We start from the raw sequence: 14,092 nt of genomic DNA, 5'->3' as shown, positions 1-14,092 counted from the left end.
AGTCCGCGCATGACTTCTGTCGCGCACCCCGAGCTCGAAGGGCTCGGAACATATGAGTACGGCTGGGCCGACTCCGACGACGCCGGGGCCACGGCCCGTCGCGGCCTGAACGAAGAGGTTGTCCGCGACATCTCGGACAAGAAGAGCGAGCCGGAGTGGATGACCAAGCTCCGACTCAAGTCGCTGCGGCTCTTCGACAAGAAGCCCATGCCCGACTGGGGCGCGGACCTGTCCAAGATCGACTTCGACAACATCAAGTACTTCGTGCGGTCCACGGAGAAGCAGGCCACCTCCTGGGAGGACCTGCCCGAGGACATCAAGAACACCTACGACAAGCTGGGTATCCCCGAGGCGGAGAAGCAGCGCCTGGTCGCCGGTGTCGCCGCGCAGTACGAGTCCGAGGTCGTCTACCACCAGATCCGCGAGGACCTGGAGGAGCAGGGCGTCATCTTCATGGACACGGACACGGCGCTCAAGGAGCACCCGGAGATCTTCGAGGAGTACTTCGGCTCCGTCATCCCGCCCGGTGACAACAAGTTCTCCGCGCTGAACACCGCCGTGTGGAGCGGCGGGTCGTTCATCTACGTGCCCAAGAACGTGCACGTGGAGATCCCGCTCCAGGCCTACTTCCGGATCAACACCGAGAACATGGGCCAGTTCGAGCGGACGCTGATCATCGTCGACGAGGGCGCCTACGTCCACTACGTCGAGGGCTGCACCGCGCCGATCTACAAGTCGGACTCGCTGCACTCCGCGGTCGTCGAGATCATCGTCAAGAAGAACGCCCGCTGCCGTTACACGACCATCCAGAACTGGTCGAACAACGTCTTCAACCTGGTCACCAAGCGCGCCATCGCCGAAGAGGGCGCGACCATGGAGTGGGTCGACGGCAACATCGGCTCCCAGGTCACCATGAAGTACCCGGCCGTGTACCTCATGGGCGAGCACGCCAAGGGCGAGACCCTCTCGATCGCCTTCGCGGGCGAGGGCCAGCACCAGGACACCGGCGCCAAGATGGTGCACTGCGCACCCAACACCTCCTCCAAGGTCGTCTCCAAGTCGGTGGCGCGCGGCGGCGGCCGCTCCTCCTACCGCGGCCTGATCCAGGTGCAGGAGGGGGCGCACTCCGCCAAGTCCTCGGTCGAGTGCGACGCCCTGCTGATCGACACGATCAGCCGTTCGGACACCTACCCCTACAACGACCTGCGCGAGGACGACACCGAGCTCGCGCACGAGGCCACCGTCTCCAAGGTCAGCGAGGACCAGCTCTTCTACCTGATGAGCCGGGGGATGGGCGAGGAGGAGGCCATGGCCATGGTCGTCCGAGGATTTGTGGAGCCCATCGCACGGGAGCTCCCGATGGAGTACGCACTGGAGCTGAACCGTCTGATCGAGCTCCAGATGGAAGGATCGGTGGGATAAGTTGACGACCGCGAACACAGAGCCCAAGGCGCACAGCCACGGGCTGGGGCAGATCCCTGTCTCCAAGCTCGACACGCACGGCTCCTACGACGTGGCCGCCTTCCCCGTCCCCAACGGGCGCGAGGAGGAGTGGCGCTTCACTCCGGTGCGCCGCCTCAAGGGGCTGCACGACTGGAAGGGGACCGCCGACGGCACCGACGAGACCGTCGTCGACGCCCCCGAGGGCGTCACCTTCGAGACGGTCGGCCGTGACGACGAGCGCCTGGGCAAGGCGGGCCTCCCCGTCAACCGCGTGATCGCGCAGGCCTACACCTCCTTCGAGGAGGCCACCGTCGTCACCGTGCCGCAGTCGCTGGTCGCCGACAAGCCGATCACGATCGACCGCCAGGCCCTGGGCGGCACCGCCTTCGAGCAGCTGGTCATCGACGTCAAGCCGATGGCCGAGGCCACCGTGATCATCAGCAACACCGGTACCGGTGTGCGCGCGGGCAGCCTCGACGTCCACGTCGGCGAGGGCGCCAAGCTCACCCTGGTCAGCCTCCAGGAGTGGGACCACGACACGGTCGAGGTCAGCCAGCACAACGCGCGGGTCGGCAAGGACGCCAGCTTCAAGTCGGTCGTCATCACCCTGGGCGGGGACCTCGTGCGGCTGTCGCCGCGCGTGTCCTACGAGGGCCGCGGCGGCAACGCCGAGCTCTACGGGCTCTACTTCGCCGGTGACGGCCAGTACCACGAGCACCGCTCGCTGATCGACCACAACGTGTCCAACACCCGCTCCCGGGTGGACTACAAGGGCGCGCTGAACGGTTCCGGCGCCCACACGGTCTGGATCGGCGACGTGATCATCGGGGAGGGCACCACCGGTACCGACTCCTACGAGAACAACCGCAACCTCCAGCTCACCGACGACACCCGGGTGGACTCCGTCCCGAACCTGGAGATCTTCACCGGTGAGGTCGCCGGGGCCGGACACGCCAGCGCCACCGGGCGCCTGGACGACATCCACCTCTTCTACCTGCGTTCGCGCGGGATCCCGGAGGAGGAGGCCCGACGCCTGATCATCCGCGGCTACTTCCTGGACATCGTCAACCGGATCGAGAGCCAGGAACTGCGGGACCGGGTCATGGAGAAGGTCGAGCGAAAGCTTGCCGCACATGAGTGAGACGGGTAACTGGACCAAGCTCGCCGAACTCGACGAGATCCCCGACGAAGGGGTTCTGGCGGTCGAGACCGACGACGAGACCCCCATCGCGCTGGTGCGCACCGAGGGCGAGGTCTTCGCCCTGCGGGACGTGTGCTCGCACGCGGAGGTCCGTCTCTCCGAGGGAGAGGTCGAGGACGGCACCATCGAGTGCTGGCTGCACGGTTCCTGCTTCGACCTGCGTTCGGGGGCGTCGATCAACCCGCCCGCGACCCAGCCGGTCCCCACCTATGACGTGAAGATCGACGGCGACGACGTGCTCGTGTCGCTGGATGAGAAGAATTCCTGAGGCCTGAAATGACGAAGTTCGAAATCCGCGGTCTGCGCGCCGACGTCCTCATCAGCGAGGACGAGCGGCAGGAGATCCTCAAGGGCGTTGACCTGACCATCAACTCCGGTGAGACGCACGCCATCATGGGCCCCAACGGCTCCGGCAAGTCCACCCTCGCCTACGCGATCGCGGGCCACCCGCGCTACGAGATCACCGAGGGCGAGGTCCTCCTCGACGGTGAGAACGTCCTGGACATGGAGGTGGACGAGCGGGCCCGCGCCGGCGTGTTCCTGGCCATGCAGTACCCGGTCGAGGTCCCCGGCGTGTCCATGTCCAACTTCCTGCGCAGCTCGGTCACCTCGGTGCGCGGCGAGGCCCCCAAGCTCCGCCAGTTCTCCAAGGAACTCCAGGGCGCGATGAAGAACCTCTCCATCGACGCGGCCTTCGCCGCCCGCGGCGTCAACGAGGGCTTCTCCGGCGGTGAGAAGAAGCGCCACGAGATCCTCCAGCTGGAGCTGCTCAAGCCCAAGGTCGCCGTCCTGGACGAGACCGACTCCGGCCTGGACGTCGACGCGCTCAAGATCGTCTCCGAGGGCATCAACCGCGCCCAGGCCGACAGCGACCTCGGCGTCATGCTCATCACGCACTACACCCGCATCCTCAACTACGTGAAGCCGGACTTCGTGCACGTCTTCTCCGAGGGCCGTATCGCCGAGTCCGGCGGTCCGGAGCTGGCCGACGTGCTCGAGTCCGAGGGCTACGAGCGGTTCGCGAAGGCGGGCGCATAACCATGGCCCTCCGCGAGTCCGGTCAGCCCGACACTGGCCTGCTCGACACGCAGACGATCCGGGAGGATTTTCCGATCCTGTCCCGGACCGTCCGTGACGAGCGCCCGCTGGTCTACCTCGACTCCGGGGCGACCTCGCAGAAACCGCGCCAGGTGCTGGACGCCGAGCGCGGGTTCTACGAACGCCACAACGCGGCGGTGCACCGTGGCGCGCACCAGCTCGCGGAGGAGGCCACCGACGCCTACGAGTCGGCCCGGGAGACGATCGCCCGTTTCATCGGCGCCGACTCCGACGAGGTGGTCTTCACCAAGAACGCCACCGAGGCGGTGAACCTGGTCGCGTACGCGATGAGCAACGCGGCCACGGCCGAGGACGGCCTGCGCGGGTTCCAGGTGGGCCCCGGGGACGAGATCGTCGTCACCGAGATGGAGCACCACGCCAACCTGGTGCCCTGGCAGCAGCTGTGCCAGCGCACCGGCGCGACGCTCCGCTGGTTCCCGGTCACCGAGTCGGGCCGCCTGGACCTTTCGGACCTGGGCGATCTGGTCAACGAGCGCACCAAGCTGGTGGCGTTCGCGCACCAGTCCAACGTGCTCGGCACCGTGAACCCGGTCGGCGCCGTCACCGCGCGGGCCCGCGAGGTCGGCGCGATGGTGCTGCTGGACGCCTGCCAGTCGGTCCCGCACATGCCGGTGGACGTCAGCGGGCTGGACGTGGACTTCCTGGCCTTCTCCGGGCACAAGATGCTCGGTCCCAACGGGATCGGGGTGCTCTGGGGGCGCCGGGAACTGCTCGCCGCCATGCCGCCGTTCATCAGCGGCGGTTCGATGATCGGCGTGGTGCACATGAGCCACTCCACCTGGGCGGACCCGCCGCAGCGCTTCGAGGCCGGGGTGCCGATGGCCCCGCAGGCCGTCGGCCTGGCCGCGGCCTGTGACTACCTGTCGAAGGTGGGCATGGACCGGGTCGCCGCGCACGAGCACACGCTCACCGAGTACGCCCTCAAGCACGTGGGCGCGATCGAGGGCGTGCGGATCGTGGGCCCGACCGAGGCGGTGGACCGGGGCGGCGCTGTGTCGTTCGTGGTGGACGACATCCACCCGCACGACCTGGGCCAGGTCCTGGACGACAGGGGCGTCGAGGTGCGGGTGGGCCACCACTGCGCCTGGCCGCTGCACCGCAAGCTCGGTATCGTCGCGACCACGCGCGCGTCCTTCTACCTCTACAACACGTTGGAGGACGTGGACGCGCTCGTGGAGGCCATCCGGGCCGCCCAGAGGTTCTTCGGGACCAGGGCCTAGGAACGATTCGGTGAACCACCGGGGGTGTTCTCCACGAGGGCCGAAGCGCAGCGGAGGCCCACAGAGAACACTGCTTAGGACGAGGATTCTGGCTGACCATGCAGTTGGACGCGATGTACCAGGAGATCATCCTGGACCACTACCGGAACCCGCACAACAAGGGGCTGCGGGATCCGCACGACGCCGAGGCGCACCACATCAACCCCACCTGCGGGGACGAGGTGACGCTCCGGGTGGCGCTGGCCCCCGCCCCCGGCTCGGTGCTGGACGAGAAGGCCGTCGTCAGCGACATCTCCTATGAGGGGATGGGCTGCTCGATCAGCCAGGCCAGCACCTCGGTACTCACCGACCTGCTCATCGGCAGAACGGTGGCCGAGGGTATGACGACCCTGGACGCGTTCACCGAGTTGATGCAGTCCAAGGGCAAGGGTGAGCCCGACGAGGACGTGCTGGAGGACGCCGTGGCGTTCGTCGGCGTGTCCAAGTACCCGGCTCGGATCAAGTGTGCCCTGCTGGGGTGGATGGCCTGGAAGGACGCGGTGTCGCAGTCCTTGGAGAAGGAAGGCGCCTGAATGAGTGACAACGAGACCACGACGACCGAGCCCGCCGAGAAGCCCGAGGCCGCTCCGCTCTCCCCTGAGCAGGAGGCGCTGGCCGAGGAGATCGGTGAGGCTCTCAAGGACGTGATCGACCCCGAGCTCGGCGTGAACATCGTCGACCTGGGTCTGGTCTACGGGGTGAACCACGACGACGAGTCGATCACCCTGGACATGACCCTGACCAGCGCGGCCTGCCCGCTGACCGACGTGATCGAGGACCAGGCCAACAGCGCCCTGGACGAGTTCGAGCGCGAGGTCAAGATCAACTGGGTCTGGATGCCGCCGTGGGGTCCGGACAAGATCACCGACGACGGTCGGGACCAGCTGCGGATGCTGGGCTTCAACGTCTGATCTGATCCGACGTGCGAACGGGCCGGGCCCTGGGTGAGACTCCCAGCGGCCCGGCCCGTTCGCGTGTGCGCACCCGAACCGGCGTGCCGAGTCCTCCTCAGCACCGGTGCCGGTCGAGTCCGGCCATCTCCCGGACCTCGTGGGCGATGTCGTGCGGGGTGCGCACGAGCCTGCGGAACGGGATGCGGACGTCGTGGTCGCCGTCGGGGCCCTCCAGGCGCAGGCACAGGCCGTGCCGGTCCACACCGAGCGGGCGGGGGCGGCCCTGGGGGAGCGGGGCGGGGCAGTGTGCGACCAGGGCCCGGAGCACGTCCGGGTGATCGTCTTCGAGGTGGCGCAGCCAGGGCCCCTCCCAGCGGCCGAACGGGTCCGCGGCGGCTTCGGTGAACTCCTCCGGGTGCAGCAGGTGGCAGCCCTCGTAGTCGGAGTGGACGATCAGGTGGGGGTCCATGACGACCATGGTGCGGCCGTGCCCCAGGTCGAGCAGGCGCTCGTCGGGGTCCTCGGCCAGGACGGCGAGCGCTCGGCCGCGTGCCTGGGCGGGGGGTGCGATGCGCAGGTCCCCGATGATCCAGAGCAGCGAGCGGGTCGGGTCGCGCAGGTCCACCGGGGCGGTGTCGGTGAACTCCACGGTGGCCTCCAGGCCGCCTTCGCCGATCTCGGCCAGGACCCGGTGCTGGTCGGGGAGCAGCAGGGTGACCTCGCCTTCGGCCGTGGTGTGGCAGACGGCCCCGGTCAGGTGCAGGGAGACGTGGGCGGTGGTGACCGTGGCCGGGTTGGGCCGGGAGAGGACGGAACGGGCCCTCTCGGCGGGGGAGGGCGCGAGGGAGTGCGGAGACAGGAGGACCACCTCAATTCTTTTAGGTAAGCCTAACCTATCTCCTTTCGGGTCGGTTCGAAACCCGGCGGGACGCGGTTCGTTGATCGGCCCCGTCCAGGGGGAGCGCGCGCCGGTTCCCGGGCGGACCCGGACCATCCGGACAGAGAAAAGCGGGGCCCGCGGCCGGAGGGTGTCCGGCCGCGGGCCCCGTCGCGGGAGCGGGCGTCAGTGGGCGGCGTACATGGCCGAGCGCAGCTCGCTCGCGATGTCGTCGTCCCCGCGCAGGGACAGCACGTCCAGCAGCGCCTGGGGGTCGGCGAGGGACTCGTCCCCGTTGTCGGTGATCCGTCGGGAGAGGATCCTGAGCGCTTCCTCCGGGGCGGCCGGTGCCGTGTAGCCGATCAGGTGCAGGGCCCGGGCGGCCGGCGGATGCCCGCTCAGATCTCCGGCGGGCAGCTTGCGTGCGTCCAGGCGGTCGCCGGAGACCGTGATGAAGATACGGTCGCCCGGCTGTGCGGCCTGGCGCCGCAACAGCGGGCGCAGGGAGTCGAAGGCGGGCTGGTCGCGCCAGACCAGGACCAACAGGTCCGCGCCGGGAGCGGTCAGGCACAGCAGCCGACCGGGCTGGAGGCCCAGGAGGGTCGCGTAGCCGTTGGGCACCGCCACGGGAGCACCGTTGAGATGGTCGGCGGTGACGTCGATGCGGTGCCACCAGCGGCCGTCCGGGGCGCGGAAGCAGCGGGCCGACATGGCCGGTCCGCTCGCCCCCGGGCGGACGGGCGCCTGCGCGGCGGCCGCCGCCGGAGCGGGGGGCATCGGCGGGCGCGCAGCCGGGGCGGGGGCGTGCGGGGGCGGGAAACCGCCGTGGTCGGGTCCGGGTCTTTGCTGGTAGCCCTGGTCCGCACCGGGCGGGGGAGGGCTGAGGGGCTCGGTGGTCGGCTGCCCGTCGGAGCGGCGGCGGATCGGTAGCCCGTTCTCCGTGGTGACCCCGGACTCCTCCGGTGAGTGGCCGCCGCCGGGAGCCTCCATGGGCACCGAGGCGTCCACGAACACGTGGCCGTCGCGCAGGCTCACCCCGGGGGTGCTCAGCAGCCAGGCGCGCAACTCCTGCTGGCGGATGCCGATCCGGCTCAGCCGGATGCCCGCCTCGGTCAGGCTGGGGGTGTCGCCCAGCAGTTCGCGGGTCTGCCAGCGCAGCCGGTTCGGATCGTCGGCGATGAGCCAGCCGTTGTGCATGCGCCGATCGGTGAACAGGGTGATGATCACGCGCCACAGGGGGGTGTGCAGCGTGGGCACCTCCACCGGGTGGTCCGGGTGCGCGTTGATCAGCCGGTCGATGGTGGTCGCGGCCCCGAGCTGCTCGGAGAGCTCCCGCAGGTGCTTGGTGATGGCGGCGCCCTCTGGGGAGCCGAGCCAGTGCAGGAGGCGCTCCTCGACCTTGCGCTGGGCGCTGCGGATGTCGGTCACGTCCACCGAGATCTGCTCCGACAGGACACGGATGCTGATCGGGTCGGTGGCGAAGAGCCGTTCGGCGGCCACGGTCCGCTCCAGGTCCGGCCAGGAACGGAACATCTCCTCGACCAGGTCCACCAGCGGGTGCTGGCCCAGGGCGGGCGGGGCGGGGCGCTCCTCCACCTGCTCCGGGGGCGGTGCCTTGGTCCGGCGGAAGCTGGGGCGGCGCAGGGTGCGGCCGGGGCCCAGGAGCGAACTCCGGAACTGGGAGCGCAGGTCGCCCACACCGCTGTGCTCGGGGCTGTGCCCCTGGGCGCCTCCCGCGTCGGAGGCCAGGGCCGCGCCGGGCAGCATCGCGGCGGAGCTGACCATGCCCCCGGCCACGGCGGAGGGCTGGGCCTCGGCGGCGGGGGTGTAGTGGTCCGCCGGGGCCTGCTGGCTCTCGGGCGCCTGCTCCTGGTCCCGTTGGGCGCGCAGGGCCCGCAGGGTCCGGATGGCGCGGGTGGCGGGGGTCTGCGGCGGGACCGAGTCGTCCCCGCCGCCCTCGGCGGAACCGGAGGTCCCGTCCACCCCGGTGGCGGAGGTGAGGTAGTCGAGCGCGTTGCGCACGTGTTCGGGGGCCGACTCGGGGAGCCAGTGCGAGATGGTGCGCACGGCCTCCAGCATGAGTGCGGGCGAGGGGGTGGGGCCGCTGGGCAGCTCACAGCAGGGCTGGAGGGCGCGCCAGGCGACCGTGCTCACGACGTCGAGGACCCCGCAGCTCTGGAGGCGCCACTCGTGGATCTCCGCGGGGCTGGCCGAGATGAGCCGGTCCCAGTCTCCGGCGGTGGCGGTCACGGCGCCGCGGACCGGTTCGGCCAGGTCCGAGCAGTCCACCGGTTGGGTGCGCAGGCTGGGCAGGAACTCCGCGAGGGGGATGTGCCCCCACTGTTCCACGGCGAGGCGGGCCAGGCCGTTGGCCAGCCAGGGCGGCCCCGCGATGTCCAGGACGCGGGCGACGGGCAGCGAGTGCCACCAGCCGTCGATCAGACGGTCGTGGTGGAGCAGGGGTGCCACGTCCGGCGACCTCGACCACCGCAGGGCGGGCGCGAGGTCGACGAGGCAGATCGGAGAGACGGCGTTCATCCGCTGGGGACCTCGACCTCCTGGTGTCTGCACGTGAATTCGGGAGGAACCGCACGGGCCTTCGGTTCGATGCACCACAGTACGCGTCCTTGACCCGGAGGGGGACGGGTCGGGAGCCGGCTCGGCCGTTTCGCGCGGGGCACGGTCAGCCGAGGGACAGGGGTGCCGTGAGCACTTCCCCGAGATCGTACGTGTCCTGGGGCCACATGGGTAGTCCCAGGGTGTCCCGGTCCGCCTCCGCCCGGGGGCGGACACGCTGTGTGATGACCGTGGCGGAAGAGATCCGCGCCAAGAACAGGTCAACTGATGTGATCTACCTCATGTCGGACTTTCGGCTCTTACCGTCGCCGCCCCTCGTTGTCCGTACGACGCTCCCGCTGCCCGCACCGCCCTCGGTCGGAGCCGGGGTCCGAGGGGGTGTCGGGCCGGTGCAGCCCGGCGGGAGGACTCCTGTACAGGCCCGGCGCTCCGATGTCGGGCGCGGGTATGCTGAACGGGCACTGTCCTCGCCCGAGCGCCCCTCGGCCGGGTGGCCACGGCGCGGCCGACCCTGGGACCGACGGTGCTCGGACATTCGGGCCAGCGGCACACCGCGACCCGCCAAGACTTCCGTTCCCGCGCACCCCGGCGCTTGGCAGGCGTGGGACGGTCGATCCGGATGATTGGTTGACGTGACAGACCTTGAGATGAATCCCCCCGCTGCCGCGCCCGTGGCCAGACCGGAACTGATCCGGTCCTACGTGGCGATCGGTGACAGCATCACAGAGGGGATGGAGGACGACAGCGGCCCCGGCGGCGAGTACCGGGGGTTCGCGGACCGCCTCGCCGAACACCTGGGCACGCTCTCTCCCGACTTCCGCTACGCCAACCTCGGTGTGCGCGGGCGCCGGATGAAGCACATCTTCGGCGAACAGCTCGACCAGACCCTCGCCTGGAAACCGGACCTGGTCACCGTCCTCGCCGGAGGAAACGACGTCTTGCGCCCCGGGGGCGACCTGGACGAGCTGGCCGAGAACTTCGAGTGGGGCGTGCGTCAGCTGCGCGACGCGGGGATCCGGGTCGTGATCCTCGCCGGGCACGACACCGGATGGATCCCCGTCCTGCGCCTCTACCGCGGCCGTATCGCCGTGTTCAGCATGCACATGCGCGCGGTGGCCGAACGCACCGGAACCGAGATCGTCGACCTGTGGGCGCTCAACGCCCTCAACGACCCCCGCGCCTGGAGCGACGACCGGCTGCACCCCAACGGCGCGGGACACCAGATCGTCGCGGCCCGGGTCGCCGACCTGCTCGGCCACCCGATGGGTCCGCCCGAGTCCTGGACCGACCCCTGGTCCACCCCGCCCCAGCAGCTCCCCCGGATCCTGCGCCGCCGTGAGGGCCGCCGCTGGGCCCGTCAGCACCTCGTGCCGTGGCTGCGCCGCCGAGCGATGGGCCGTTCCTCCGGGGACGGCCGACTGCCCCGGAGACCGGAACTGGACTACCTGCACGACGAGGAGACCCGCGAACTCCTCCGCAGGAAGCTGAAGGAGGCCGGGGCGGACACGCACTACAACGACTACTCCGCGGACGACACCCCGCCGACCAGCAGCCCCTCCGGGACCAAGGGCCCCGAACCCCAGCGCTGACCGGGTGGCTGTGAGCGCACACGAGCCCGACAGGGGCTCGCGGCGGACGGCGGCCGGGGTTCGGTGCGGGCCCCGGGCCCGTCGGCGCTCGGCGCCGCCTCAGTTCCGGGACAGGGACTGGATCAGAGCGCTGACGTGCACCATCCCCAGGCACTGACCGTAGGGGTTGGTCGCGATCAGGTCGTCGTAGACGCGCTCGCGGTCCTGGCCCGCGACCCGCAGCGCGGCGATCGCCGACATCCAGGCCGGAACCGTCCGCGGCGCCTCGGCCAGCCGAAGGGCCGGGCGCTTGGCGTGCAGGGCGTGCCCGTAGCGTCCCGTCACCGACAACAGGAAACGCGTCCGGTCGATGACCCCGAGCGGACGCTCCCGGTGGTCGATCAGCACGACGCTGTTGAGGGCGGGGTCGCCGGTGAAGGCTTCCAGGATCTGCTCGGCGGTGGAGTTGGAGTCGAAGCCGACCGGCGGGACCATGAACTCGGTGACGCGCGGGCCGGAGTCCGCGTCGCCCTGGGCGGCCGCCGCCGGTTCGGGCACCGGGGTCACCCGCTCGCCGGGCCGCCACCCCTGGTCGGCGAAGAACGTCCCGCCGCCCAACCGCACCCCGCACTCGCGCAGCCGGACGATCTCCTCGGCACTGGTCACCCCCGCGGCCACCGCGTACACGCCGCTGCTCCGCCCGATCCGGGCCAGCCCGGCCACGATCCCCCCGTTGCGGTGGTCGCCGTCGATCCCCGACACGAGGGAGGGGTCCAACCGGATCAGGAACGGCGCCGCCTCCACCACCAGGTCCGGGCGGGCCATGGCCGTACCGAACCCGCAGCGGAAACCGGAGGCCCGAAGCCGGGCCACCCCCGACAGGACCGTGGCCCGCGGCAGCTCCGCGAGGTCGGCGGTGAGCATGAACGTGACATCACGCGGGCGTCGCCCCGCCCGTCGCAGGCCGCTCTCCGCAAGGACAGCGAAGTCCTCCCCGGCGGCCAGCGCCCAGGCGGGCAGCGGAAGCACCAGGGGCAGGAGGCCCTCGGCCCCGGCGGCCTCGCGCACCAGTGACAGCAGCCAATCGGCCACGGCCGCGGCCTCCCGTTCGGAGACCTCGGCCCCGCCGCGTCTGCCCGGCGGAGCCGCGGCCACCTCCACCGCCACGACGGCGCCGGAGTCCAGGTCCACCACCGGGCGGTAGGACAGGGTGGTACGGGCCCTCGTCGGGTCCGGTTCGGGGGTACCGGGCGCCGGGACGGCGGGGCCGGGGGCCGGGGCCGGGTCCTGGTGTACTGGGTGTGGGGGCAGCGTGGACACGGGACCCATGGTGGCGGGTGGGGCGCACCGACCTGAAGACCTGTCCGACTCTGTTCAACACAGCTTCACGGGCCGTTTCGCGCGGGCGGCTGGTGCGGTGAAGGGTCCGGGTACGCCGAACGGGCCCCGTCCGGTGGACGGAGCCCGTTCGCGGGTGCGGTCGGTCAGGCCCGGCGGAAGGCCACCGCGATGTTGTGGCCGCCGAAGCCGAAGGACTCGTTGATGGCCGCGACGTCCCCCTCGGGCATGTCCCGGGGCTTGTCGCGGACGATGTCCACGGCCACGTCCGGGTCGAGCTCGGCGATGTTGATCGTCGGCGGGATCCGGCCCTCGTGCAGGGCCAGGATCGTCGCGATCGACTCCACCGCGCCCGCGCCGCCCAGGAGGTGGCCGGTCATCGACTTGGTGGAGGTCACCGCGACCCGGTCGGCGGCGGAGTCGCCCAGGGCCGAGCGGATCGCCCGGGTCTCACCGACGTCTCCGGCCGGGGTGGACGTGGCGTGCGCGTTGACGTGCACGATGTCGCTGGGCTTGAGGTCGGCGTCGGACAGGGCCTGGGTGATGGCGCGGGCCTGGCCGGCGCCCTCCGGGTCGGGCTGGACGATGTCGTAGGCGTCGTCGGTGTAGCCGACGCCCGCGGCGTGGGCGTACACCCGGGCACCGCGCTTGGCGGCGTGCTCGGCCGACTCCAGGATCAGGATGCCCGCGCCCTCGCCCATGACGAAGCCGTCGCGGCCGGCGTCCCAGGGGCGGGAGGCGCCCTGCGGGTCGTCGTTGCGCGTGGACAGGGCCCGCATCGAGGCGAAGGAGGCGATGTTCAGGGGGTGGATCGCGGCCTCGGTGCCGCCCGCGATCACCACGTCGGCCCGACCGGCGCGGATCATGTCCACACCGTTGGCGATGGCCTCGGCGCTGGAGGCGCAGGCGCTGACCGGGGCGTGCGCCCCCGCGCGGGCGGTGAACTCCAGGGCCACGGCCGCGGCCGGGCTGTTGGGCATGAGCATGGGCACGGTGAACGGGGAGACCCGCTTCCAGCCCTTCTCACGGAAGGTGTCGTACTGCTCCAGGATGGTGAGGATGCCACCGATCCCGCTGGAGACCACCACTCCGAGGCGGAGGGGGTCGATCTCGGGGGCGCCCGCGTGGTCCCACGCCTCCTGCGCGGCGATGAGCGCGAACTGCTGGGTCCGGTCGAGGCGGCGCAGCCGCGGGCGCGGCAGCTTCTCGGAGGGCTCCTGCGCGATCTGCCCGGCGAAGTGCACCGGGAGCTTGTCGTGCCAGTCCTCCGGCAGGGTACTGATCCCGGAGCGGCCGTCGAGGAGCGCGGACCATGTGGTCGCGACGTCACCCCCGAGGGGGGTGGTGGCGCCGAGGCCGGTGACGACGACATCGGTCTTGGACATGATCCGATCGCCCTTCTCGTGGGTCGTTCCCGGCCGTGTGCGCCGGGAGGCGTGGCGGATGGTTCGGTCTGGGTGTCCGTGGTGCGGACGGGCGGGCCGCCGGGACCGGGTGGGCCCCGGCGGCCCGGACGCAGCTACTTCTGGATGAAGTTGATGACGTCCTGGACCGTCTTGAGGTCCTTGAGCTGGTCGTCGGGGATCTCCACGCCGAACTTGTCCTGCGCGGCGACGGCGATCTCCACCATGGACAGCGAGTCGATGTCCAGGTCGTCCACGAAGCTCTTCTCGGGCGTGACGTCGGAAGGCTCGGTGCCGACGATCTCCTCGACGATTTCGCCGAGGCCGGCCAGGATCTCCTGCTCGCTGAGGGCCATGTCTTGTTTCTCCTTGCTTGACGAATGTGGTGTCGGGAAACGGTCCCGTACGGAACGG

13 protein-coding genes are annotated in these 14,092 nt (G+C 70.7%); 8 read left to right on the top strand and 5 right to left on the bottom strand.

The features are described 5' to 3' along the window. The first annotated feature begins 9 nt into the window (after nt 1-9). The 7 genes from sufB to IE195_RS13875 all read left to right on the top strand — a co-directional run bounded on the left by sufB (nt 10) and on the right by IE195_RS13875 (nt 5,933). Complete coding sequence (gene sufB, locus IE195_RS13905; protein WP_191271375.1) at nt 10-1,422, top strand: Fe-S cluster assembly protein SufB; 1,413 nt, start codon at nt 10-12, stop codon at nt 1,420-1,422. A gap of 1 nt (nt 1,423) precedes the next feature. After that, nucleotides 1,424-2,584, top strand: coding sequence for a Fe-S cluster assembly protein SufD (gene sufD, locus IE195_RS13900; RefSeq protein ID WP_191271373.1), 1,161 nt, complete (start codon nt 1,424-1,426; stop codon nt 2,582-2,584). Further along, nucleotides 2,577-2,912 (top strand): non-heme iron oxygenase ferredoxin subunit, encoded by a 336-nt coding sequence (locus IE195_RS13895; RefSeq protein ID WP_191271371.1) that lies wholly within the window; start codon nt 2,577-2,579, stop codon nt 2,910-2,912. Before sufD ends, IE195_RS13895 begins: the two co-directional genes overlap by 8 nt. An 8-nt stretch (nt 2,913-2,920) precedes the next feature. Continuing rightward, nucleotides 2,921-3,682 (top strand): Fe-S cluster assembly ATPase SufC, encoded by a 762-nt coding sequence (gene sufC / locus IE195_RS13890; RefSeq protein WP_191271368.1) that lies wholly within the window; start codon nt 2,921-2,923, stop codon nt 3,680-3,682. 2 nt (nt 3,683-3,684) lie between these two features. Further along, the gene (locus IE195_RS13885; protein WP_191271366.1) at nt 3,685-4,983 is read left to right on the top strand and encodes a cysteine desulfurase; all 1,299 of its coding nucleotides are present in this window, start codon (nt 3,685-3,687) and stop codon (nt 4,981-4,983) included. 98 nt (nt 4,984-5,081) lie between these two features. Next, on the top strand, nt 5,082-5,555 hold the full coding sequence (gene sufU, locus IE195_RS13880) for a Fe-S cluster assembly sulfur transfer protein SufU (RefSeq protein ID WP_191271364.1): 474 nt from the start codon (nt 5,082-5,084) through the stop codon (nt 5,553-5,555). Continuing rightward, the gene (locus tag IE195_RS13875; protein WP_191271362.1) at nt 5,556-5,933 is read left to right on the top strand and encodes a metal-sulfur cluster assembly factor; all 378 of its coding nucleotides are present in this window, start codon (nt 5,556-5,558) and stop codon (nt 5,931-5,933) included. A 97-nt stretch (nt 5,934-6,030) separates the two neighbouring features. On the opposite strand, the gene IE195_RS13870 is transcribed toward IE195_RS13875, so the two are convergent. Both IE195_RS13870 and IE195_RS13865 read right to left on the bottom strand, forming a co-directional pair. Continuing rightward, a complete protein-coding gene (locus tag IE195_RS13870; protein WP_229826204.1) occupies nt 6,031-6,783 on the bottom strand; it encodes a DUF2470 domain-containing protein in 753 nt (250 codons plus the stop codon). A gap of 195 nt (nt 6,784-6,978) precedes the next feature. After that, nucleotides 6,979-9,330, bottom strand: a complete 2,352-nt coding sequence (locus IE195_RS13865) for a hypothetical protein (protein WP_191271358.1) — start codon at nt 9,328-9,330, stop codon at nt 6,979-6,981. A gap of 686 nt (nt 9,331-10,016) precedes the next feature. On the opposite strand from IE195_RS13865, the gene IE195_RS13860 reads away from it, so the two are divergent. Next, nucleotides 10,017-10,958 (top strand): SGNH/GDSL hydrolase family protein, encoded by a 942-nt coding sequence (locus tag IE195_RS13860; protein WP_191271356.1) that lies wholly within the window; start codon nt 10,017-10,019, stop codon nt 10,956-10,958. Nucleotides 10,959-11,057: 99 nt separating this feature from the next. Here the strand turns inward: IE195_RS13860 and IE195_RS13855 are convergent, their stop codons facing one another. The 3 genes from IE195_RS13855 to IE195_RS13845 form a co-directional block, all read right to left on the bottom strand. Next, a complete protein-coding gene (locus IE195_RS13855; RefSeq protein ID WP_225943030.1) occupies nt 11,058-12,248 on the bottom strand; it encodes an EAL domain-containing protein in 1,191 nt (396 codons plus the stop codon). 173 nt (nt 12,249-12,421) lie between these two features. After that, on the bottom strand, nt 12,422-13,660 hold the full coding sequence (gene fabF, locus IE195_RS13850; RefSeq protein ID WP_191271352.1) for a beta-ketoacyl-ACP synthase II: 1,239 nt from the start codon (nt 13,658-13,660) through the stop codon (nt 12,422-12,424). A 134-nt stretch (nt 13,661-13,794) separates the two neighbouring features. Further along, nucleotides 13,795-14,034: an acyl carrier protein gene (locus tag IE195_RS13845; RefSeq protein WP_017589705.1), complete on the bottom strand. Its 240-nt coding sequence runs from the start codon at nt 14,032-14,034 to the stop codon at nt 13,795-13,797. Between the last annotated feature and the right edge of the window lie 58 nt (nt 14,035-14,092).

Source organism: Nocardiopsis terrae, assembly GCF_014651695.1.
GTDB classification, from domain to species: Bacteria; Actinomycetota; Actinomycetes; order Streptosporangiales; family Streptosporangiaceae; genus Nocardiopsis; species Nocardiopsis terrae.
The sequence above is the reverse complement of the archived record's forward strand: the minus strand, read 5'-3'. Positions and strand labels throughout refer to the sequence as shown.